This is a genomic window from Ligilactobacillus apodemi DSM 16634 = JCM 16172, from assembly GCF_001434405.1.
GTDB lineage: Bacteria > Bacillota > Bacilli > Lactobacillales > Lactobacillaceae > Ligilactobacillus > Ligilactobacillus apodemi.
This window is the reverse complement of record NZ_AZFT01000004.1, coordinates 1-23526: the sequence shown is the minus strand read 5'-3', so window position 1 is coordinate 23526 and position 23526 is coordinate 1. Positions and strand designations below refer to the sequence as shown.

At 39.3% G+C, this 23526-nt stretch carries 25 protein-coding genes; 20 read left to right on the top strand and 5 right to left on the bottom strand.

Going from position 1 to position 23526, the window contains the following annotated elements:
• The first annotated feature begins 5 nt into the window (after positions 1–5).
• On the top strand, positions 6–671 hold the full coding sequence (gene pgmB / locus FC32_RS00840) for a beta-phosphoglucomutase (protein ID WP_025087038.1): 666 nt from the start codon (positions 6–8) through the stop codon (positions 669–671).
• 194 nt (positions 672–865) lie between these two features.
• Complete coding sequence (locus FC32_RS00835; protein ID WP_025087039.1) at positions 866–1480, top strand: LysE/ArgO family amino acid transporter; 615 nt, start codon at positions 866–868, stop codon at positions 1478–1480.
• A gap of 31 nt (positions 1481–1511) precedes the next feature.
• Here the strand turns inward: FC32_RS00835 and FC32_RS00830 are convergent, their stop codons facing one another.
• The 3 genes from FC32_RS00830 to FC32_RS00820 form a co-directional block, all read right to left on the bottom strand.
• Complete coding sequence (locus tag FC32_RS00830; RefSeq protein WP_025087040.1) at positions 1512–2009, bottom strand: MarR family winged helix-turn-helix transcriptional regulator; 498 nt, start codon at positions 2007–2009, stop codon at positions 1512–1514.
• 18 nt (positions 2010–2027) lie between these two features.
• Entirely contained in the window at positions 2028–2714 is a 687-nt protein-coding gene (locus FC32_RS00825) for an FMN-dependent NADH-azoreductase (RefSeq protein WP_025087041.1), read from the bottom strand.
• A gap of 112 nt (positions 2715–2826) precedes the next feature.
• The gene (locus FC32_RS00820; RefSeq protein WP_056957190.1) at positions 2827–4407 is read right to left on the bottom strand and encodes a cation:proton antiporter; all 1581 of its coding nucleotides are present in this window, start codon (positions 4405–4407) and stop codon (positions 2827–2829) included.
• A 111-nt stretch (positions 4408–4518) separates the two neighbouring features.
• On the opposite strand from FC32_RS00820, the gene FC32_RS00815 reads away from it, so the two are divergent.
• From FC32_RS00815 to FC32_RS00805, 3 genes are all read left to right on the top strand, one after another.
• The gene (locus tag FC32_RS00815) at positions 4519–5094 is read left to right on the top strand and encodes a DJ-1 family glyoxalase III (protein ID WP_025087042.1); all 576 of its coding nucleotides are present in this window, start codon (positions 4519–4521) and stop codon (positions 5092–5094) included.
• A 127-nt stretch (positions 5095–5221) separates the two neighbouring features.
• A complete protein-coding gene (locus FC32_RS00810) occupies positions 5222–6109 on the top strand; it encodes a hypothetical protein (RefSeq protein WP_025087043.1) in 888 nt (295 codons plus the stop codon).
• A 126-nt stretch (positions 6110–6235) separates the two neighbouring features.
• Entirely contained in the window at positions 6236–6799 is a 564-nt protein-coding gene (locus FC32_RS00805; RefSeq protein ID WP_025087044.1) for a peroxiredoxin, read from the top strand.
• Between the two features lie 48 nt (positions 6800–6847).
• On the opposite strand, the gene FC32_RS00800 is transcribed toward FC32_RS00805, so the two are convergent.
• The gene (locus FC32_RS00800; protein WP_025087045.1) at positions 6848–7537 is read right to left on the bottom strand and encodes a YoaK family protein; all 690 of its coding nucleotides are present in this window, start codon (positions 7535–7537) and stop codon (positions 6848–6850) included.
• Between the two features lie 156 nt (positions 7538–7693).
• Here FC32_RS00800 and FC32_RS00795 point away from each other — a divergent pair, with 156 nt between their 5' ends.
• From FC32_RS00795 to rbsU, 7 genes are all read left to right on the top strand, one after another.
• A complete protein-coding gene (locus FC32_RS00795; RefSeq protein ID WP_025087046.1) occupies positions 7694–8782 on the top strand; it encodes an ABC transporter ATP-binding protein in 1089 nt (362 codons plus the stop codon).
• A gap of 9 nt (positions 8783–8791) precedes the next feature.
• The gene (locus tag FC32_RS00790) at positions 8792–9598 is read left to right on the top strand and encodes an ABC transporter permease (protein ID WP_025087047.1); all 807 of its coding nucleotides are present in this window, start codon (positions 8792–8794) and stop codon (positions 9596–9598) included.
• Positions 9599–10429, top strand: a complete 831-nt coding sequence (locus tag FC32_RS00785; RefSeq protein ID WP_025087048.1) for an ABC transporter permease — start codon at positions 9599–9601, stop codon at positions 10427–10429.
• Positions 10426–11499: an ABC transporter substrate-binding protein gene (locus FC32_RS00780; protein WP_025087049.1), complete on the top strand. Its 1074-nt coding sequence runs from the start codon at positions 10426–10428 to the stop codon at positions 11497–11499. The genes FC32_RS00785 and FC32_RS00780 overlap by 4 nt, the downstream gene beginning before the upstream one ends.
• Positions 11500–12316: 817 nt before the next feature.
• A complete protein-coding gene (gene rbsK, locus FC32_RS00775) occupies positions 12317–13222 on the top strand; it encodes a ribokinase (protein WP_025087050.1) in 906 nt (301 codons plus the stop codon).
• An 11-nt stretch (positions 13223–13233) separates the two neighbouring features.
• Positions 13234–13629 carry a D-ribose pyranase gene (gene rbsD, locus FC32_RS00770; protein ID WP_025087051.1) on the top strand — a complete coding sequence of 132 codons (396 nt, stop codon included), beginning with the start codon at positions 13234–13236 and terminating at the stop codon, positions 13627–13629.
• 21 nt (positions 13630–13650) lie between these two features.
• Positions 13651–14538, top strand: coding sequence for a ribose/proton symporter RbsU (rbsU, locus tag FC32_RS00765; RefSeq protein ID WP_056957189.1), 888 nt, complete (start codon positions 13651–13653; stop codon positions 14536–14538).
• A gap of 70 nt (positions 14539–14608) precedes the next feature.
• Here the strand turns inward: rbsU and FC32_RS00760 are convergent, their stop codons facing one another.
• Entirely contained in the window at positions 14609–15208 is a 600-nt protein-coding gene (locus tag FC32_RS00760; RefSeq protein ID WP_025087052.1) for a nitroreductase family protein, read from the bottom strand.
• Between the two features lie 157 nt (positions 15209–15365).
• Here FC32_RS00760 and FC32_RS00755 point away from each other — a divergent pair, with 157 nt between their 5' ends.
• From FC32_RS00755 to FC32_RS00720, 8 genes are all read left to right on the top strand, one after another.
• Positions 15366–15797: an Hsp20/alpha crystallin family protein gene (locus FC32_RS00755; RefSeq protein WP_025087053.1), complete on the top strand. Its 432-nt coding sequence runs from the start codon at positions 15366–15368 to the stop codon at positions 15795–15797.
• Positions 15798–15920: 123 nt separating this feature from the next.
• Positions 15921–18686: a sigma-54-dependent transcriptional regulator gene (locus FC32_RS00750; protein WP_056957203.1), complete on the top strand. Its 2766-nt coding sequence runs from the start codon at positions 15921–15923 to the stop codon at positions 18684–18686.
• 156 nt (positions 18687–18842) lie between these two features.
• Positions 18843–19259, top strand: coding sequence for a PTS sugar transporter subunit IIA (locus FC32_RS00745; RefSeq protein WP_025087054.1), 417 nt, complete (start codon positions 18843–18845; stop codon positions 19257–19259).
• Positions 19250–19756: a PTS sugar transporter subunit IIB gene (locus FC32_RS00740; protein WP_025087055.1), complete on the top strand. Its 507-nt coding sequence runs from the start codon at positions 19250–19252 to the stop codon at positions 19754–19756. The genes FC32_RS00745 and FC32_RS00740 overlap by 10 nt, the downstream gene beginning before the upstream one ends.
• A 46-nt stretch (positions 19757–19802) precedes the next feature.
• Positions 19803–20795 (top strand): mannose/fructose/sorbose PTS transporter subunit IIA, encoded by a 993-nt coding sequence (locus FC32_RS00735; protein ID WP_025087056.1) that lies wholly within the window; start codon positions 19803–19805, stop codon positions 20793–20795.
• Between the two features lie 40 nt (positions 20796–20835).
• Positions 20836–21645, top strand: a complete 810-nt coding sequence (locus FC32_RS00730; protein WP_025087057.1) for a PTS mannose/fructose/sorbose transporter subunit IIC — start codon at positions 20836–20838, stop codon at positions 21643–21645.
• A 14-nt stretch (positions 21646–21659) separates the two neighbouring features.
• Positions 21660–22577, top strand: coding sequence for a PTS system mannose/fructose/sorbose family transporter subunit IID (locus FC32_RS00725; protein WP_025087058.1), 918 nt, complete (start codon positions 21660–21662; stop codon positions 22575–22577).
• 133 nt (positions 22578–22710) lie between these two features.
• Entirely contained in the window at positions 22711–23091 is a 381-nt protein-coding gene (locus FC32_RS00720; protein WP_025087059.1) for a DUF956 family protein, read from the top strand.
• Positions 23092–23526 lie beyond the last annotated feature (435 nt).

Here is a 23526-nt window from a genome sequence, read left to right as displayed (position 1 = left end):
TAATAATGAAAGGTGCAATTTTTGATTTAGACGGTGTGATCACTGACACAGCTAAGTTTCACTTTGAAGCTTGGAGTCAATTGGCCAAAGAACAATTTGGTTTGATCTTACCAGCTGAATTTGAATCTGAATTAAAAGGGATCAGTCGGACTGATTCATTAGTTAAGATCTTAGAATTTGGTGGTTTACGTGATAACTACACTGATGAAGAGATCTTAGCATTAGCGGACAAGAAAAACGGTTATTATTTAACTGCGATCGAAACCTTGACCAAGGATGATATTTTACCAGGGATCACGCGTTTGATCGCTGAATTAAAGGAACATGGGATCAAATTATCAATTGCTTCTGCATCTAAAAATGCGCCGGCAATTTTAGAAAAATTAGGTTTACTAAACGAATTTGATGCAATTGCTGATCCAAGCAAAGTTGCAAACGGTAAGCCAGCGCCAGACATCTTTTTAGCTGGTGCCAAGGCAGTAGACTTAGATCCAGCAGACTGTGTTGGGGTAGAAGATGCAGTTTCTGGGGTAGCCGCAGTTAAAGCAGCTGGCATGACAGCTGTAGCCGTGGGCGATGCAACTGAATTAGCTCAAGCAGATGCGGTCGTACCAACGACAGCGGACTTCTCATACGAGTTATTCGAAAAAACTTGGCAAGAAAATAACTAGAGTGCGAACCTAAGCGGGTAGCACTGCTGAGATAACTAAAAAACAGGCCCGATGCGTCAAGCATTGGGTCTGTTTAGGTTATCGAAGTAGTGTTGCTTAGGAGAACACGTTTCAAATCGACAGGCTGATTTGTAGCACTGTCGTTTTTTTGTTATGCTACAAAGAGAGTATAAGAAGAGAGCGAGGGTTTATTTGTGGCTTATTGGCAAGGTTTGTTGATCGGGTTTGCGTTTGTAGCACCGATCGGGATGCAAAATGTATATGTGTTTAATAATGGTTTATCCTATAAATTAACACGTGCTTGGTTGTATACCTTTTTAGTTTGGGTTTTTGATGCGTTATTTTGCTTAGCCGCTTTTTATGGCATCGGGGCACTGATTACCCACAATGAAGTGTTGAAATTATTTATTATGTTAGTCGGTGGTGTTTTGACCGCTTATATTGGCTGGGAAATCATTCGGGCCGCTAACCAACGTGCTTTGACCAGTGATGATAATCAGATCACTTTTCGTCAAGCTTTAACGACAGCGATCGTGGTGAGTTGGGCTAACCCACAAGCCTTGATCGATGGAACCATGATGTTAGGTGCTAGTCGTGGGACCTTGAGTGTTTACGAGAGTATCTTCTTTATCATTGGCGTGGTCAGTGCGTCATTTATTTGGGATATGGGGATGACGACTGCGTTTAATGTTTTTCGCCATAAGATCCCTGACAAACTACTATTATGGATCAATTTGATCAGTGGTTTGATCGTAGTGGTATACGGAATATTTTTATTTGTCGAAGGTTTCAAGCAATTGATCGGCTAAAAAATAAGGGTAGCTTTTTAACAGGCTACCCTTATTTTTTGTCTAATGTGGCAAAGTGTTTTTTGAGTTGTCCAGCGTCTTCAATAAAACGAATGATCACGTCTTGTTCAGCTGAAGTGTAATTATTTTCTAACAACTGACAAAGTTTTTGTTCTAAATGAGCGTGCATCTCGTCGTGAACTTGGGCAAGTTGTGCGCCTAAAGGTGTGAGTGCATAGTAGAAATTTTTCTTATTATCACTGCGTTGCTTTTTTTCTAACAGGTCAAAAGCTTCTAGTTTGCTAGCTGCCCGTGAAACTCCACCGCGCGTTACGTTGAGTTCTTGGGCTAAGGTGATCCCGTTTTTTTCGCCTGCTTCAAGGGCCGATAAAATGTGCAACCCGATCAAAGAAACTTTAGGAACAATTTCTTTTAGCTGGGATGAAGTTAAATGTTCACTGATCCAAGCGCGTTCATCGGTTTGCGAGTTATTTTCTGCTTGAAGTTTTTGAAATTTCGTGATGATTGTCTGTGCTTGTTGTTCACTCATGGCTAAATAGTCCTTTGCTTAAAATTTTTCTGCCTCAATCTTAGCATTTTTTAGGGCATTCGCCAAAATTTCAGCGCGTTTTTTAGGATATTTATCGGCACCTTCAACATAAATGCTGGAAATATCTTTGACGCCGTAGAAGTTAAGCATGTTGGTCAAATAAAGGCTACCTAAGTCAGTCAAAAGACAGCTGATATTGCTTGAACCTTTGGTGAGTTTTTGCCATAAAAAGCGAACTGTGCGTTTGAGCGGTTGTTCGTGATAGATGTCACCAGCAGCTTGGATATGCATGGCTTTTTTGCCTTGTAATAATCCGACTGAACCGTTGGAGGTATATTTGAAAGTTTTGTGCGCTACGGCAGTTAAGTCCAAATATTGCTTTAATTCAGCGGGAAGAAAATGATTATACATCGGATTTACGAAGAGGTATTTATCAGCGTGGATAAAGTCTTTTAGCCAAGCTTGGTGGCGGGATAGCAACTGATCTTCTTCTTTTGAGAGTGGTTTGCCAACTTTTTTCTTTTTCCAAGCACTCAAGGTGAGTTCGTTTAAGGCTGGTACACCTTCAGGATCGTAGAGATCATAAGTGATGATTTGATCTTTTGGGTGAGTTTGTTGGTAAGTTTTGATAAATTCATCTGCCACAGCAAGTGAGTTACTTGTGTCAGTTTGGGGATGAGCTTTGATAACTAATAATGTTTGCATAAAAAAATCTCCTTTTTGTTGATAAGCAACATAATAAACTTATTTTTGTTGTTTGTCAACAAAAATAAGAATAAAAAAATATCGTGCAAAAATCGAGCACGATATTTTTTCACTAATTTTTCTCGTCGTTAGTATATGGATCAATCAAAACGGCTTCGGCGATCAACGATTCTTCATAAATGTAATACGCATCTTCAGCCGAGATCTTCTTTTCTTCAACGGCACGATTGAGATATTCGCGCTCTGCCATAAAGAAGCGCCGAAAGATCATATACTGTGCTTGTTGGAATTTCGCATTACGAATTTGCGGAATGATCGCCATTTTACTCCAACGAATAATGAACTCTTGCATCGGAGAAGCACTTAACTGATCTTTTAAATAATAGATCATGATATGTTCAAAGCGTTTAGGTAAGTGCATTTTTTTAACTTCTGCAATTCCGGCTGCCATCATTTCATCTTTAATTTGAGCGATAGTTTCTTTTCGTGTCGCCGAAGCGGATTTTTTCGGTAAAATAAACCGAAACAGGATCGTTGGCACGAGCATACTCAAAATGATCAAGGTCAATTCAGCCATCAAAATCAAATTAAATGACATACTTGCCACACCTAGACCAGGTAAGGTAAAGACTAAAGCTAGAGTTACCGCACCATGGACACCACCTAGCGAAAATACCCAAGCGTTGTAGTTGTCTTGGTGTAAGACTAGGCGGGCATAACCATAACGAACGACAAGGTTAGCGAGATAAAGCACCAACCCACTTAACCCCCAAAGTGAGATGTTTTGCCAACTGAATTGTTCACTGATGATTCGAACTGATGTGATCCCAAAGATGACAAAGACTAGACTATTTAATAAATCGGCAAACATTCGTTGTGTTTCCCGGGCAATAAATGTTCGACGTGAATCCGTAAAAAGTGCCGCCCGTTCTTCACTATTATGGACTAAGCCAGCTGCAACAACGGCTAAGATTCCAGAAACGCTGGCTTCTTCGGCCAAAAAGTAGATCGCAAATGGGGTCAATAGATAGATCAAAGTTTGTAAAGAAACGGTGTCCTCAAATAACCGAAGCATTTTTTGGCGAAAGAGCATAATTAAGGTTGAAACAAAAAAGCCCAGGAAAAAACCACCGATCGCAGAAATGAAAAATTCACTGACCGTGTGTCTGATGCTCAATTCGTTTTTAACGAGCCAAAGAGCAGTCGCTTGTAGTAACACGATCCCGGATGCATCATTAAAAAGTGATTCCATTTTCAGCATGCGGGTGATCTTTGATGGAAGTCTTAGCCCTTCTGAGACCGAAGAAGTTGCGGTAGCATCGGTCGGAGTACTGATCGCAGCCATCACAAAAGCGGCTGGTAACGATAAACCAAGGGCGTAAGTTAAGGAAAAACCGGCAACTAAAGTACTGAGCAATACCATGATCACGGTAACACCAAAAATTTCTCGCATGTGGTGGCGCACAAAGCTTAACGGTGTTTCTTGGCCCTCATAAAAAAGCAATGGTGCTACAAGTAAGATCATAAAGATCTCCGGATTAAAACTGGCAACGTGCTTACCGATGATTGGAATCAAGCCACATAAGATTCCGACCAAGATACTAATATAGTTAGTTGAAACTTTTGGAATGTATTTTGAGACAACTAAACTGAAGATAGCTGCAAGAATCAAAATGAAAGTTGTAGCTAACATGATAAAAATCCCCCTTAATAAATTTATGTTTTTCACAATTTTAACATAAAAATTAGCCCTTAAATCAAATTTGGACTAAAATAGACTTAGAAACTATTAGGAGGCATAAAAATGACAAAAACTGCAGCAGTAATGATCGCTCCTGGCTGTGAAGAAGTCGAAGCTTTATCAAGCGTTGATGTTTTGCGCCGGGCAGGGATCAAATGTGATATGGTCGGTTTAGTTGATAAGATCGTTAATGGTGATCATAATATCGTATTAACATGTGATAAAGTGATGGATCAAAGTTTACTTGATTACGACGTTGTTATTTTTCCAGGAGGCTTACCTGGGGCAGAAAGCTTGCGCGATGATGAAACATTGAAGCAATTCATGGTAGCACGAAAAAAAGCTGGTAAGTGGAATGCAGCCATGTGTGCTGCCCCAATTGCCTTTGCACGGTATGGTCTCTTAGATAACAGCAACTATACGCTTTATCCTGGGATGGAAGCTGGGATCAAAGATGAAGTGAAAAATGGTAAATTTGACGAAGCTTTAGTAGTGGTAGATGAAGAAAATCATTTGATCACCAGTCGTGGTCCAGCAACAGCTTGGGGTTATGCCTATGAGATCGCTCGAGTCTTAGGTGCTGATGTAGAAAAATTAAAAGACGGCATGCTTTACAATATGTTAATGCTAAGTCGTTAAGGTAAAAAAGCCAAGAAATGCGAGTTTCTTGGCTTTTTGATTTGGTTTGAAAGCCTAAATAAGGTATGCTTAAAGAAGGAATTATATCAATAAATATTATTATTATTTTTTTGAGGGGGAAATAACCATGAAAAAGGTTTCAAAATTAACATTGGCGTTACTTTGTACGGCTGTTTTAGCTGGTTGTACGAATAGCAATAATTCAAATGATTCTTCATCAGCTACTAAGAGCACACAAACGACCGCAAAATCAAGCAGTGCTACCACTAGTTCGAGTGCAACAAGCAGTAGTGCAAGTGAAAGTACAAGTTCGCAAGCAAGTACTTCAAGTGCAGCAAATACAAGTACTGCTTCAAGTGAAACACAATCAGATGATGATGTTACCAATAATGAGCTGGTCCAATATGCAGCTGGAGTGATCCGCAAAAATCTCGGTGATAGTGCGTTAGTTGTGACACTTTCGGGAGCTGAAGATACCACTAACAAGGTCAGCGTTTCTTATAGTGGTGACATTAATAACTACACGACTAATTATTATCTAAGTACGGAAGCAAAAGATGTCAACGATGAAAGCCTACAAAGTTTAAAACCATATGCCACGTTGACTAAAAAGACATATACTTCCAAAGAAGAAGCGATTGAGCAGATCGACTATACGACCGACCAAAGTAACTTAGATTTATCCAAAGTAAACCTGGGTTATAACATTATTGCCACTGTCGAAAACGGTGCTGGTCAGCGCTATTTACACTGGAATGAAGGTAATTGGTCGTTGACGATGCACGGTAGTCCGGTTGCAGGTGAAGATCCAACTACGGCTGCTAAAACAGTGGTAAAACTGTTAGAACGTTATAGTTTGCCAGCGCCATCTGATCGTGGTAGTGCCCGCCTAGAAACGACTGAAAAATCCGGGACTCAAAATCAAACTTTGACTTGGAACGAGGGAAATGTGGTCTATCAATTTAGTGCCGATACCTTTGAACATTTAGTTGTCATGGCAGCTAGCCTCCAATAAAATCCATTAAAATTTTAGTTTAAAAAAATTCTAAAATATCTTAATAAACCTTGATGCATAAGTTTTGACAAATGCAATAGGTGGAGTATAATTTAAGAAAAAATACAAAAGAGAGGCGTTTTGATAATGAATTACATTGGACAAGAAATTCAAGATTTTTCAGTTAAGGCATATCAACAAGGGGAATTAAAAGACGTAACTAAAAAAGACGTTTTAGGTAAATGGAGTGTCTTCTTCTTTTACCCTGCCGACTTTTCATTTGTTTGTCCGACCGAGCTCGAAGACTTGCAAGCAAAGTACTCTCAATTTAAGGCTGCAGGCGCTGAGATCTACTCTGTTTCAGAAGATACAGAATTTGCGCACTTTGCTTGGGCTGAAGCTTCTGAAGGGATCGGCAAGATTCAATATCCAATGTTAGCTGATCCAGCAGGGAAGCTTGCTAAAGCATTTGATGTATTAAACGAAGACTTGGGCCAAACGTATCGCGCTGCCTTTGTGGTCGATCCGGATGGAGTGATCCAGTCATATACGATCAATAACATGGGGATCGGACGTAATGCCGCTGAAATTTTCAGAACGCTTCAAGCTGCACAATTTGTGCGCGCACACGGTGATAAAGTTTGCCCAGCTAGTTGGCAACCAGGTGATGACGTGTTAGAACCAGGTACTGATTTGGTTGGTAAATTATAGAAAATGATATAAAAGCTGGGTTTATCCCAGCTTTTTTTATATATAGAATTATTTTTTACTTGTTAAGAGATAGAGATAACGTGCCAATATTGTACCTAAAATCAAGGTGACCAACCAGATTGTGTGGATCGTAAAGAGCTTTTCAAGTTCAGCTGAGACCAACGCCCCCAAAGCAAAGGCAAGCGTGATCGCTAAATACAGCTTAGCCGCATGCTTTTCTTCCAAGCTGTGACTAAAGAAAAAGCCATTCCAGGCGATCATGCCTTTTTTGATGTTACCAGTCAGAAAGGAATTATTGTAAGGCAAGCCGTCGATCTTACCAAATGATGTCGTTTGGATCCCCATACAAAAGGCTAGTGGTGGGACAACTAAGTAATCAGGGGTCGTGACTGGTAAAAAGCCAACGATCAAGCAAGTTACGATACAAGGTACAAGAGTCAAGGGTTTAACGTATGGCGAGCTACTCTTTTTGGCGATAAAACTGACTAAATAAATGCCTAAAACAAAAAAGACAAAGGTAAAGAACCGTGTTTCAGTAAGAACTAAACCACGGTTAGCGATATCGTAAGCTAAAAAGATAATGTTGCCAGTTTGCCCGGCAACTAGCGAATGTTCCCGTAAAATATAAGTATATGCATCAACATAGCCCCCGCAAAAGGCAAGGGTCAGCCCGATCAAAAGTGATTGGGCATATTTTTGTTTGAGCCATTCGTTTTTGATAAGATCACTTCCAAACAATTATAATTACTTTCATTTTAGCATGCTTTAGCGCAGGTGGTTATGTTTAGGTGTTAGATACATTTTATAATGTGAGCCGAAGGTCTTTTTAAATCGGGGAATTGTTTAGTATAATGGATTTTGATACTTTTTATTATTGGTAAAGGGGTGGAAAATGTGAAAAAACCAATTATTTCTTTTAGAAACGTGGTCAAAAGCTATGATGACGATGTTCCCGTTTTGAAAAAAGTTAGTTTTGACATTGAAGAAGGTAAATTTTATACCTTACTAGGACCATCAGGTTGTGGTAAAACGACGATCTTACGCATGATCGCAGGTTTTTCAGAGCCGACTGCAGGTGATATTTATTTTGAAGGAAAGCGGATCAACAATGTTCCGGCTAATAAGCGCCAAGTAAACACAGTTTTTCAAGATTACGCGCTTTTTCCTCATATGAATGTTTTTGAAAATATTGCTTTTGGGTTAAAAATCAAAAAGACACCTAAAGAAGAAATCGCCGTCAAAGTTAAAGAAGCTTTGCGACTAGTTCAATTAGCCGGTTATGAAAAGCGTGGGATAAGTGAAATGTCAGGCGGGCAAAGACAACGGGTAGCAATTGCTCGGGCGATCGTCAATGAACCTAAGATCTTGTTATTAGACGAACCTTTATCAGCACTTGATCATAAGCTGCGGTTGAATATGCAATATGAATTACGTGAATTACAGCAACGTTTGGGGATCACCTTTATTTTTGTGACCCATGATCAAGAAGAAGCTTTGGCAATGAGCGATGAGATCTTTGTTTTAAATAACGGGAATATTGTCCAAAGTGGGACACCGGTCGATATTTACGATGAACCGATCAATCATTATGTAGCCGATTTTATTGGTGAAAGTAATATTGTTGATGGCATCATGATCAAGGATAATTTAGTGAAATTTGCGGGTAAAGAGTTTAAGTGCGTTGATGAAGGGATGCGCCCAAATGAACCCGTCGAAGTGGTGATTCGGCCTGAAGATCTAGACTTAACATCGATCGAAGCGGGCAAGCTAAAAGTTAAAGTTGAAACACAACTCTTTCGTGGGGTTCACTATGAAATCGTCTGTCACGATGAAATGGAAAACGAATGGATCGTACATTCCACTAAAAAAGCGCAAGTCGGCAGAGAGATCGGGTTAGATTTTGATCCCGAAGATATTCATGTAATGCGCTTTAATGAATCTGAAGCTGAGTTTGATGCCCGTTTAGAGAGCTACGACGATTAGGGGGCAGTCATGAAAAAATATAATACCTTACTCGCAGTGCCATATTTTATGTGGCTGATATTTTTTGTGTTAGCACCAGTTTTACTAGTGGTCGGCTATTCTTTTTTTGATCAAAATGGACATTTCACGTTAGCTAATTATGCGGAATATTTTAGCTCGGGTAAATATTTATTGATGACCTTTAATTCAGTGTGGTACGCCTTATTGATCACCGTGATCACCTTAGTCATCAGTTATCCGACGGCTTATTTTTTGACGAAATTAAAGCATAAAGATCTGTGGCTGTTATTGATCATTTTGCCAACTTGGATCAATTTATTGTTAAAAGCTTATGCCTTTATCGGGATCTTTGGCGTGCATGGTGGTTTAAATAGCTTTTTAGGCTTTTTTGGGATCTTACCTAAGCAATTATTGTTCACCGATTTTAGTTTTTTGGTCGTAGCGGTATATATTCAATTACCTTTTATGATCATTCCGTTGCTTAATGCGCTAGATGAATTACCAGCTTCATTTATTGCAGCTAGTAAAGATCTTGGTGCTAGTGCAACGCAGACCTTCTTTAAAGTGGTCTTTCCACTCTCATTAAATGGGGTCAAAAGTGGTGTGCAAGCGGTCTTTATCCCTTCACTATCACTCTTTATGTTGACGCGTTTGATCGGGGGTAACCGCGTGATCACGTTAGGGACAGCGATTGAAGAACACTTTATGGTGACTCAAAATTGGGGGAAAGGTGCTACGATCGGGGTCGTGTTGATCTTAGCGATGATCGTAGTCATGATCTTTACGGGTGAAAAGAAAGTTGGTGGCAAAAAGTAGATGCAAAAAAGTAAGTTCAGTTGGGCAAATATTTATTTGGTCTGTGTGTTTATTTTTCTTTATTTACCGATTTTTTATCTGATTTTTTATTCGTTTAATGCGGGCGAAACGATGAATAGCTTTACTGGTTTTTCGTTGCACCATTTTAGCGAATTATTTTCAGATACACACTTAGTCATTATTTTATTAAATACTTTCTTATTAGCGTTTCTTTCGGCATTGATCGCGACTTTTATCGGGATCTTTGGAGCATTATTTATCTATTATTTGAAACGGCGTAGTCATCGTAACACGCTTCTTTCGCTCAATAATATTTTGATCGTATCGCCCGACGTAACGATCGGGGCGAGTTTTTTGATCTTGTTTATTACGTTAGGTACGTTATTTAGTGGCTTTTCGCTAGGGTTTTGGACCGTCTTGTTGGCACACATCAGTTTTAGTGTGCCGATCGTTGTTTTGATGATCTTGCCTAAATTACAAGAAATGAATGATTCGATGATCACGGCAGGCTATGATTTAGGGGCTAATGAACGCCAGATCTTGAAAAATATTATTTTACCGTATCTTTCACCGGGGATCATCGCCGGTTATTTTATGGCGTTTACCTATTCGCTTGACGACTTTGCGGTAACTTTTTTTGTGACTGGGAATGGTTTTACGACCCTTTCAGTTGAAATCTATTCGCGGGCACGTCGTGGGGTCAGTTTAGAGATCAATGCGCTTAGTACCTTAGTCTTTTTATTTGCGCTTGTTTTAGTGGTTGGTTACTACTACATCAGTAAGGATAATCAAGGTCGATCTAAGAAAAAGAAACGGGGTGTCTTGCGATGAAAAAATTGCGGTCATTGTTGATCGAGATCGTATTGATCATTTGTTTGTTATTTTTAGGGATCGTTTGGCTGGAAAAATCATCAGGGATGTCCGATGCCAAAGTGGTCAATATTTACAATTGGGGCGATTATATTGATCCTAAATTGATCACAAAATTTGAAAAAGAAACTGGTTATAAGGTCAATTATGAGACCTTTGATTCAAATGAAGCCATGCTGACTAAAATCAGACAAGGTGGGACGTCTTATGATGTTGCGGTTCCTAGTGATTATATGATCCAAAAGATGCGCAAAGAAAAACTATTGTTACCCCTTGATCACAGCAAGTTACCTAATTTGAAATATATTGCCCCACAGTTTATGAATTTGGCATTTGATCCGAAAAATAAGTATTCTGTGCCATATTTTTGGGGCACTTTAGGGATCGTTTATAACGATAAAGCGTATCAGGCGAGCGAATTTAAGTCGTGGAATGATCTTTGGGATGCTAAATTTAAAAATAAGATCATGTTTATTGATGGTGCACGTGAATTTATGGGGATCGGCCTGGCAAGTTTAGGTTATTCTTTAAACAGTAAAAGTGATGCGCAGTTAAATGAAGCCTATGAAAAATTAAAGGCATTAACGCCAAATGCTAAAGCAATCGTTTCTGATGAGATCAAAACTTATATGGCAAACGAAGAAAGTAGTGTAGCGGTGACGTTTTCAGGTGAAGCAGCCGATATGATGGCCAAAAATAGTCATTTGCATTATGTGATCCCTGAAGGTGGTACGAATTTGTGGTTTGATAATTTAGTGATCCCTAAGACCGCGAAAAACAAAAAAGGTGCTTATGCCTTTATCAACTTTATGTTAGATTCTAAAAATGCGGCCCAAAATACTAAATATATCGGTTATTCTACGCCTAATCAGGGTGCAATGAAGTATCTACCTAAAGCAATAACTTCAAATCGCGCCTTTTATCCAACAGTAGCGCAAATTAAGCAAATGGAAATTTATGAAGATCTAGGTTCTAAATATTTGGAGAAATATAATGACCTATTTTTAGAGCTAAAAATGTATCGGAAGTAAAATGCAAATCTTTTTAAAGAGTTTTTGAGTTGGAGTATAATAACGGTGAGGGCTAGGTATCTTAGCGATAACTACCCATAATAATGTTTATTTAAATAAGACATTGGGGGATGTGAAGAAAGTCTCTTTAAATTACCACAGTGTATATCCTCGGTAAAAATAGAAAGCTCGTTTATGCGGACTTTCTATTTTTTTTGCAAAAAAATAGCCCACACTCAGTAAATAAAACCCAAACGTATCATCTTGGAGGTTCACGTGTGGCTCCTAAGATATCATCAAAAAACTGAGTGTGTGGCTATCGAACATTACTTGAGGAGTGATCTTGCCCACATCCTTTATCTGATTTTTGAGCTTGTGATGCTACAAGCTCAATAGTTGAGCGCAATTAGTGACAAAAGTATCATCTTGACCAATAGTGTTTTAATAGCATAAGGAAGTCGAGAGATTAAAGTAATTGGTTGAAATCAGACTAATGCCATAATTGTGGGAATTTTCAAACTCCTTACTTACTTTATATCATAAATTTAAATTTTTTGCAAACGCTACCAAGAATTGGTTAAATATTTAAGCTAATATTGACGAAATGCAGGGTACATGTTATGCTTAAGTTTCTATTATACGGTGCGATATTAGCTGTGGAAGGCTAATATCAAAAGAAGACTAGGCTGATCGCAAAGAATCAACTAGTCTTTTTTTATTGATTCAAAATTATTGAAACGCTTACAAAAAAGTGTTACGTTTGGTGTGTAGATATTAAATGATTTAAATCTTTGTTAGGGATATTCCTAATTGGCAAATCAATTATGAGGTGGATAAAATGAATAGGGTAACAGTAATCGGAAGTATTAATTTAGACCGTACGATCCGCGTTAAGCAGATGGCTAGACCAGGTGAAACGATCCGGGCGTCGGAAGTATTTTCTGCCGGTGGTGGTAAGGGTGCTAATCAAGCTGTAGCGGCTAAACGTTCCGGGGCAGATACGGCATTTATTGGCGCTGTCGGGGATGACGACGCTGGTAAGACGATGGCAGAGTTACTAGCATATGAAAAGATCGATCTCAGTGGGGTCGCTACTTTAGCCAAAACAGCAACAGGACAAGCTTATATCGTAGTTGATGAAGCTGGTGAAAATAGCATCATGATCCATGCTGGCGCTAACCAAAAAATTACGCCAACTCAAGTGTTGACCCAAGCTGACTTGATCAAACGAAGTGATTTTATTATTGCGCAATTTGAAAGTGAATTAAACAGTACGATCCAGGCCTTTACTTTGGCACATGAAAATGGGGTCAAGACGATCTTAAACCCAGCCCCAGCAATGCAAGATGTTCCCGCTGAGTTGTTGAAAAATACTGATGTGATCATTCCTAATGAAACTGAAACAGAAATTTTAACGGGGATCAAAATCACTGATGAAGCTAGCATGCAACAAGCAGCGGCTAAATTACATGCGCTCGGGATCGCGGTCGTGATCATCACGATCGGTAGCAAAGGAGCATTTTATAGTTATAATGGTAACAGTGGGATCGTGCCTGCGCTTAAAGTCAAAGCGGTCGATACAACGGCAGCGGGGGATACCTTTATCGGTGCTTTAAGTACTAGCTTAAAGCCTGATTTTAGCAATTTAGTCGCAGCGATCGAATATGGTAATAAAGCTTCTTCGCTAACGGTACAACGTTTTGGGGCGCAACCATCGATTCCATATCGCCATGAATTAGGATAAGGTGGAGCGAAATGAAAAAAACACGTGTTATTAATTCGGATATTTCGCGCGTGATCGCGCAAATGGGACATTTTGATACTTTAAGTATTGGTGACGCTGGCATGCCAGTACCTAAAACAACGGAAAAAATTGATCTGGCTGTTGAAAATGGGATCCCGAGCTTTTTACAAGTATTGGATAATGTTTTAAGTGAATTACAAGTTCAACGGGTCTATTTGGCTGAAGAGATCAAATTAAAAAATCCTAAACAATTAGCCCAGATCAAGCAACGTTTTCCTAAAACTGAGCTCGTTTTTATCCCACATGCAGAAATGAAACAAAATTTACAGACTTGTCATGCGTTTATTCGTACTGGTGAAATGACGCCATATTCTAATATAATCTTAGAAAGTGGTGTAACTTTTTAGCTTTATTTATGAGGTGATTATTTGAATACAACAGCACTGTTGATCGGCTTAGGTCCACTCATTGGTTGGGGGCTTTATCCCACGATCGCATCCAAGATCGGGGGACGCCCAGTTGATCAAATTTTAGGGTCGACGCTAGGAACGTTGATCTTTGCGGTGGTCTTAGCCAGTGTAAAAGGAATTAGTTTACCAACTGGGGCAGCTCTTTTTTACTCCTTGATCTCAGGGATCGGTTGGGGAGTCGCGCAGATCATTACTTTTCAATCGTTTACGCTGATCGGTTCATCTAAGGCAATGCCGATCACGACTGCCTTTCAACTCTTAGGTGCTTCGTTGTGGGGTGTCTTTTATCTTGGTAATTGGCCAACAACGACTAATAAGATCGTTGGTTTTCTAGCATTGGCGGTCATTATTTTAGGTGCATGGATGACTGTTTGGAGCGAGAAAAAAGCTCCTGAAAATAGTCGTGCCTTAACTAAGGCAGTTTTATTGTTGGCGGGTGGTGAGCTTGGGTATTGGCTTTATTCGGCAGCACCGCAACAGGCAAATATCAGTGGGATGCAAGCTTTCTTACCCCAAGCGATCGGGATGGTCCTTGCTGCGGTAGGCTATGGGATCTATGTGACGCTAAAAGATAAAAAAGACTCGCCTTTTGTGCAAAAAGTCGCTTATGTTCAAATCTTTTCAGGTTTCTTCTTTGCTTTTGCAGCTTTGACTTACTTGATCTCGGCTCAACCTGATATGAATGGTTTAGCAACTGGCTTTATTCTCTCTCAGACTTCAGTTGTCTTAGCGACCTTGACAGGGATCTGGTTTTTAGGCCAAAAAAAGACCCGAAAAGAAATGGGCGTAACCTTACTGGGGCTCGCCTTGATTTTAGGGGCTGCAGCAGTAACGGTCATGATTTAAAAATATACAGATAATAAAAGACCAAGCATTGCGCAATGCTTGGTCTTTTAAACGTCTAATTAGTAAAATTTTATTCAAAAATCAAGAAACGATCGCTGTCAGGAATGAATTCCTTTTGACCCGCAGGAGCTTCGATCGAACCAAATGGCATTTGTGCCCGCAAGAGCCAGTTGTCAGGGATGTTGAAAGCTTCCTTGATTTTTTCGTCGATCAATGGATTGTAGTGTTGTAAGGAAGCACCAACATTTTCTGCGGCTAAAGCAGTCCAAACGGCTTGTTGTGCACCCCCAAGTGCTTGTTCAGCCCAAAAGCCAAAGTTTTCAGCGTAAAGTGGGAAATCATTTTCTAATTGCTTAACAGTTGCAGTGTCGGTAAAGTATAAGATCGTCCCAAAACCTGCCTTAAATGAGTCGATCTTTTCTTTAGTAGCAGCAAAATTTTCCGCTGGAACAACTTCTTTTAAAGTTTCGGCAACGATATCCCAAACTTTATCAGAATTTTCCCCAAATAAAATCGCAGCGCGTACTGTTTGTGAGTTAAAAGCAGTTGGAGATTGGCGGATCGTCTCTTTGATCGTAGTGCTTATTTCAGCAGGTGTTTGGGTAACATTTTTGCCCAATGCATAAATTGAACGACGTTTTTTTAAGTCATTGATAACAGTATTTTCCATAAATATATACTCCTTTTTTAGTTTATATTGCTTGCTACATAGTATATCACTTACTTTTTATAAGTGAAAGGGTTTTGTAAAATCTTAAGAAATACCTCTTGAATCTTAATAAAAAAGGACTACAATGAAGGTGAATAAATGAAAGGAAGTCTTATTTATGGCAAACGAATTATCGGAACGTTTTAATGGATTTTTAGATGGTGACGATGCGTTTTTCAATAATTTAGGACGTTCATTTTTCAACTTTGACACTTCAGAGCTAAAGATGCGTTCTGATGTAACGGAAACACCAAAAGAGTATCAAGTCTATGTCGATCTTCCTGGAGTTGATAAAAAGAATATGCAGATCAACTACCAAGATGGGGTTTTGACGGTGGTCGCTAAACGAGATAGCTTTAATGATCAAAGTGATCAGCAAGGTAACTTGTTAGCAAGTGAACGGACTTACGGTCAAGTTAGTCGCAAGTATCGGTTTGCAGATATTGATCGCGATAAGATCACTGCTAAGTACGAAGACGGTGTGTTAAAGATCGATCTACCTAAGCTAAAAGAAGCGCGTGCTAAAGAGCATAAGATCGAGATTCAATAATTGAATAAATTTAGCTAGAGGGCTCAATTGAGCTCTCTTTTTGTTTAGGGGTAAATCTTTGCTTTGTTTGATACAGAAATGATACACTTAAAAAAAGTAAATACAGAAAGAAATGAGGAAGATATGACGCGCAAAGAAAGAATTTTAGAATTTGTTTCTACTAGTGATAAAGCGCTTACCACCAAAGAAATTGCTGATGCTTTAGGAATTTTGCGTAATAATACGAGCAAAGAGTTAAATATTTTGGTTCGTGAAGGGCAGTTGACCAAAATTGCTGGTCGCCCAGTAAAGTATCAAGCACTTGATGTATCGCCAAAAGAAGTTGTGATCCAAGAAGAGATCGTTGATACACTTCCCCCAAGCGAACCGCAGACTGATATTTTTACGACGATGATCGGGCGCAAGGATAGTTTAAAAACGCAGATCGAACAAGCAAAAGCAGCTATTTTATATCCACCACATGGGTTAAATGTTTTGATCACTGGGCCAACTGGTTCAGGGAAAACGTATTTTGCCAATGCAATGCAACAGTTCGCTTTAAAACAAGGAGTGATCGAAAACGAAAACTTGATCGTCTTTAACTGTGCCGATTATGCCCACAATCCTCAATTACTGATGTCTCATTTATTTGGATATGTTAAAGGGGCTTTTACCGGTGCGCAAGAAGACCGTGATGGTTTGATCCAAAAGGCTGATGGCGGGATCTTATTTCTAGATGAAGTGCACCGACTTCCGCCAGAAGGCCAAGAAATGATCTTTTATTTTATGGATCACGGGACGTATAACAAATTAGGTGAGATCGCTAAAGCTCATCATGCTAACGTCCGCTTGATCTGTGCGACTACTGAAGATCCAGAAAGTTCGCTTTTAAAAACTTTTGTACGTCGGATCCCGATCATGATCCAAATGCCGAAGTTTGAAGCGCGGACAGTCCGGGAACAATTAGCTTTACTGAAGCGGTTATTGACCTTAGAAGCTAATCGAATCCAAAAAAATATTTTAGTCAGTGAAGATGTAGTCAAAGCTCTTTTAGGTAGTGTTACTTTCGGAAATGTTGGGCAGTTGAAGTCAAATATTCAGTTAGTTTGTGCCCAAGGATTTTTGAACTGTGTTGATCAAGTCGATCAAATCAAGTTGGATTTTGAACAATTACCACAAAATATCAAAGATGGAGTTTCCCATTTAGCCAGTGATCGTGCGCGCTTAAGCAAGTTATCACAACTACTTGAGCCGGTCTTGACGATCCAACCTAATGGCTCGGCTGAGATCTTATCTGATAGTGATCGTTATGAATTACCCTATAATTTATATGAAATCATTGGTAATAAGGCTGCTTTATTGAAAGAAGAAGGTTTAGCCCAAGATGCGATCAATAATTTCATCATGACCGACATCAATGTGCATTTGAAGTCGTTTTACCGTGAAAATAAGATCTCACGCACGGAAAAAAATCTAAATGAATTAGTCGATCAAGATATTTTGCAGTTGACTAAAAATATCATGCAGATGCTCCATACTGAAAGTGGTTATCCAATTGGGGAAAATTTCATTTATGCGATGAGTTTGCATCTTAGCTCATTTATCAAGCGTGTTCAATCGGGTAAACCAATGCGAGAAGTTTCCGATGATTTAGTAACGATGGTCAAAGATTACCCAGAAGATCTCACTTTGGCGCAAAAAATCAGAGACATGTTAGAAGAACATTATGAATTTTCTGTGCCTGAATCAGAAGTGTATTATTTGGCGGTTCTCTTGATCTCGCTTAATTCGGTGCCGAAACACGGTAAAGTCGGGGTGGTCGTAGCAGCTCACGGTAACCACACGGCAACATCAATGGTCCAAGTGGTAAATGAACTTTTAGGCGTCGATAATTTAGCGGCTTTTGATATGTCTTTACAAATGAGTCCAACTGAAGCTTTAAATGAGATCATTAAAAAAGTTGTTCAAGTTGATCGGGGCAATGGGGTCTTATTATTGGTAGATATGGGTTCATTAGGAACATTTAGTGGTAAGATCACCGAAAAAACTGATATCAAAGTAAAAACGATCGACATGGTCACAACGGCAATGGTCTTAGAAGCTGCGCGCAAAACGGCGTTGATCGATAGTGATCTTGAGTTGGTTTATAATGAATTGCGTGATTTTAATGGCTATTCGCGTAAACCAGAAGACCCTAGTGAAGAATTAGAAGATGTTAGGCCTCGTGCGATCTTGGCATTATGCTCAACGGGGAAAGGAACCGCTCAAAAAATCAAACAGATCTTGGATGAGATCTTGGCTGATGAGTTGGTGGACGACGTTTCGGTTTTGACTGTTTCAATGGTAGGTTTGAAAGATCAGTTAGACGAGATCGCTAAAAATTACCGCGTCATCGCCACAACAGGGATAGCCGATCCAAATCTAGGGGTGCCGTATATTTCATTAGAAGATCTCTTTAAAGGTGAACATGGTAAGAAGCAATTGATCACCCAACTTGATAATAGTAAAACGTGGTATGTTGAAAAGTCAGTTAAGCCAGTAGTGCCAGAAGTCGATCAAGCCATGGCAATCAGGTATTTAGAACAATACTATACTTTTATCAATCCTAAAAAGATCATCGGCGTCTTATGGGGATACTGTGATTTATTAGAGGCAGAAACAGACCTTCATTTGAGTGCTTCGCGGCGCTTGGCCTTGATCATGCATTTAGGTGGGGTGATCGAGCGGGTCTTATTAGGAGCACCAGTTACAATGACAGCTGAACAAGAAGCGGAATACACTGCTAGTGTATGGAAACGAGCCGTTGAGTCAGCGGATGATTATTTGAAAGAAAAACTTGATTTAACGATTGCTCCGGCAGAAGAGTATTACATTGCAAAATTACTTGATACAGAACTCTTGAAAAGTTGATACTCAGATAGTGATACACAAATAAATGTGTATCACTATTTTTATATCTAAAAAAATTCCTAGTAATATCAAGGAATTAAGGGCGATACACAAAAGTTGGCACGGTATTTGCTATATATAAGGTGTAAGGAAATATTTTTTGAAGGGAGAAGTAAGATGCTTGGTTTGATCGTTGCTAGTCATGGAAATTTATCAAAAGAACTTATTAAATCTTCTTATCTGATTTTTGGACAACAAGAAAAAGTTGTCGCCGTAACCTTTGAACCAGCAGAAGACATTAACTCTTTAAAAGATAAATACAAAACTAACTTAAAAAAATTTGCTGCTGATGATCGAATCATATTTTTATGTGATCTTTATGGAGGCAATCCACTATTAGCGACAAAAGATTTTGTCACTAAAGATGAAAAACGCTTTGCAGCGATCGGTGGCGTTAATTTAGCAATGCTCATCGAAGCCTATACCTTACGCGAAAGTAAAGCACCTTTGACCGAGATCGTTGATCATTTGATCGCAGTCGGTAAAAGTGGGATCAATTCAGTACGAAATTTGGAGCCACTCGAATGGATGTAAAACTTTTACGCATTGATTCACGTCTGTTGCATGGTCAAGTCGCAACTGACTGGGCGAAAAATGCAAACGTGGAGCGGATCTTGATCGTTTGTGATCAAGCTGCGAGTGATAGTATTCGTAAAACGTTGCTGATTCAAGCAGCGCCACCAGGCTTAAAAGTTCATGTTTTAACTTTAGCTAAGATGATTCGCCTTTCACGGGATGAACGTTTTAGCAAGTTAAAGGTTTTGATCTTAGTGGAAAATCCGATCGATGCGATGCGGCTTGTTTCTGGCGGAGTTGAAGTTTCTAGTATCAATTTAGGGTCACTTAGCTTTGATGCGACCCGCAAGATGATCACTGAAACGATCGCCGTAAATGAACAAGATATCGTGGCGTTAACGTGGCTAAAAAAGCGGGGGATCGAACTAGATTATCGCAAGGTATCAAGTGATCCCAAACGTGATCTGTGGAAAGTATTATGTGATAAGGGTCTCGTAAATGAAGAACAGTCGTAGTAGTTAGTTTAGATGTTAGTTTTAAAATATTATAGGAGGCGTAATAATGGTTGGTATTATTTTAGCAAGTCATGGTAGCTTTGCAGATGGCATTTTCCAATCTGGTGAAATGATTTTTGGCCAACAAGAAAATGTGGCACATGTTACCTTAATGCCAAGCGAAGGTCCTGATGATATCAGAGCTAAGATGGAAGAAGCTATCAAGTCTTTTGACGATCCAGAAGAAGTTTTATTCTTAGTCGATCTTTGGGGCGGTACACCTTTCAACCAAGCTAACAATTTGGTTGAACAACATAAAGATAAATGGGCGATCGTTGCCGGGATGAACTTGCCAATGGTAATCGAAGCATATGCATCTCGTTTTTCAATGGAAAAGGCACAAGAGATCGCAGCACACTTAGTAAGTGCAGGTAAAGATGGCGTGCGCGTCAAACCTGAATCACTCGAACCTAAAAAAGAAGCAGCTGCAGCTGATAAACAAGCTAAGGCTCAACCTACTGGAGCAATTCCTCCAGGCACAGTTTTAGGGGATGGCAAGATCAAATATGTCTTGGCACGGATCGATTCTCGTTTATTACACGGGCAAGTTGCTACGTCTTGGACAAAATCAACAAACCCAGACCGCATTATTGTTGTTTCAGATAACGTTGCGCATGATAAATTGCGTAAGAACATGATCATTGAGGCTGCTCCTCCTGGAGTACATGCAAACGTTGTGCCGATCGAAAAAATGATTGAAGTAGCAAAGGATCCTCGTTTCGGCGATACTAAGGCCTTGGTCTTATTTGAAACACCACAAGATGCTTTGAAGGCGATCGAAGGTGGCGTTGACATCAAGACATTAAATGTTGGGTCGATGGCACACTCTGTTGGCAAAGTTGCGGTCAACAAAGTATTATCTTTGGATAAAGACGATGTCGAAACATTCGAAAAATTGGAAAAAGACGGCGTTAAATTTGATGTCCGTAAAGTTCCAAGTGATTCACCAGAAAATATGGATTCAATTCTTAACAAAGCTCGTCAAGAATTAAATATGTAGTGAATTTTTGAAACAGAAATAGAATTAGGAGGATTATAACATGTCTGCTATATCAATGATTTTAGTAGTTCTTGTTGCCTTTCTCGCAGGTATGGGTGGGATCTTGGATGAATTCCAATTCCATCAACCTTTGGTAGCATGTACTTTGATCGGTTTAGTGACCGGTAACTTAGAAGCCGGAATTATTTTAGGCGGTTCATTGCAAATGATCGCTTTAGGTTGGGCTAACATCGGGGCCGCAGTTGCGCCTGATGCTGCTTTAGCCGCAGTTGCATCTGCTATTATTTTGGTCCAAGGTGGCCAAGGTGTTAAAGGTGTAGGTACAGCCATTGCGGTTGCAATCCCATTGGCTGTGGCTGGTTTGTTCTTAACAATGCTTGCTCGTACACTTGCTGTGCCGATCGTGCACTTCATGGATGCGGCTGCTGAAGAAGGTAACTTCCGTAAGATCGAATTTTGGCAAATCGTTGGGATCATCATGCAAGGTTTACGTATTGCACTCCCAGCAGCAGCTTTATTAGTTATCCCTTCATCTGCAGTGCGTGGTTTCTTGGAATCCATGCCAGCATGGTTAAATGATGGTATGACTATCGGTGGTGGGATGGTTGTTGCCGTTGGTTATGCAATGGTTATCAACATGATGGCTACTCGTGAAGTATGGCCATTCTTCGCTATCGGTTTTGTTCTTGCCGCAGTTTCTGATTTAACATTGATCGCTTTAGGTGCTTTAGGTGTATCCTTTGGTCTTATCTACCTTGAACTTAAGAAAAACGCTGGTAACGGCGGTGGTAACGGTGGATCAAGCAACACAGGTGACCCACTTGGCGACATTTTAAATGATTACGAATAAGGAGGAAAGAAACAATGGCTGAAAGCAGAATTAAATTAAGTAAAAAAGATCGTTTAGCTGTTGCATGGCGTTCGACTTTCCTTCAAGGTTCATGGAACTACGAACGTATGCAAAATGGTGGTTGGTGCTTCTCGATGATCCCAGCTATCAAGAAATTATACAAAACAAAAGAAGATCGTGCGGCTGCTTTAAAGCGCCACTTGGAATTCTTTAACACACACCCATACGTTGCTTCTCCTATTTTAGGGGTAACACTTGCTTTAGAAGAAGACCGTGCTAACGGTACAAAAGTGGATGACGCAGCGATCCAAGGTGTGAAGGTCGGGATGATGGGACCTTTAGCTGGTGTTGGTGACCCAGTCTTTTGGTTTACTCTTCGTCCAATGTTAGGTGCTTTAGGTGCTTCCCTTGCAATGGGTGGTAATATCTTAGGACCAATTATCTTCTTTGTTGCTTGGAATTTGATCCGTTGGGCATTCATGTGGTACACCCAAGAATTTGGCTACAGCGCAGGTTCTAAGATCACAGACGATATGTCTGGTGGTATGTTGCAATATGTTACAAGTTTAGCTTCGATCATGGGTATGTTCGTGTTAGGTGGTTTGATCGAACGATGGGTAACGATCAATTTCGTGCCAAAGGTTTCGACCGTTAAACTCCAAGAAGGTGCCTATATTGAATGGGATAAGTTACCTAAGGGTGCTGAAGGTATCAAACAAGCGTTGATCGACTACAATGATAAGGGCTTGTCCTTAACATCAGAAAAAGTTACAACGTTACAAGATAACTTGAACTCCTTGATCCCAGGTTTAGCAGCTCTCTTGCTTACATTCTTATGTATGTGGCTCTTGAAGAAGAAAGTTTCCCCAATTATCATTATCGTTGCGATCTTTATCGTTGGTATTTTGGGACACGTTGTTGGCTTACTTTAATAAGCAAGAAAATGGCCTTGTTTCATGGAAGTGAAACTAGGTCATTTTTTTATAGGCTAGTATTTGTTAGTTCAAACTAACTGAATTTATCTATATAATATAGATAATACATTGTAAAGATCGAGGGAATGATATGGTTCAATCAATTAATACAAAAGTCGACCTTGTAATGGAAGGTACATCTTATATGGGACTGACCGATTATGGCAAGATCATGATCGGAGACAAGGGCTTTGAATTTTTTAATGAAAGAGATGTTAATAAGTATATTCAGATTCCGTGGGATGAAGTTGAGTATGTGATCGCATCTGTGATGTTTAAAGGCAGATGGATTCCACGTTTTGCAATTCAAACTAAGAAAGATGGTACTTTCTCCTTTGCGGCTAAAGATTCAAAAAAGCTTTTGAGTGTTATGCAAAAATATGTTGATCCTAAACATATGGTGCGTTCGTTGACTTTTTTCCAAGTAATGCGACGTAACTTAAAACGATTATTCAAAAAGAAGGATAAATAGTAACTTATGGTATTAGGTGATCTAAATTACTAGATCACCTTTTTTGTTCGGTAAAATAAACGTATATTCTTTCATTTGAATTATAAAAATTCGGATATCAAAAAAATCGAAAAAAATTTAAAATAACTGTTGACTCTTCTTTTAAATACCTGTATAGTTAATATCGTTGCTTGAGCAAGTTAGTAAATTTGTTTGAGTAATCAAAAAATAAATTTTATCTGTTGACATTAATTTGTTAAATTGATATACTAATTAAGTCGTCACTTGATGAAAGGCTTTGAATTTTTATTCAAAATATTTTCAAAAAAGTTCTTGACAGATAAAGTTAAAATTGCTACAATATAGTGGTTGGGTTTGATAAGTAACAGCTTATCAAACGAAGTAGATCTTTGAAAACTGAACAAAGTTTCGATAAGCAAATGTGCAGGGTCTCTT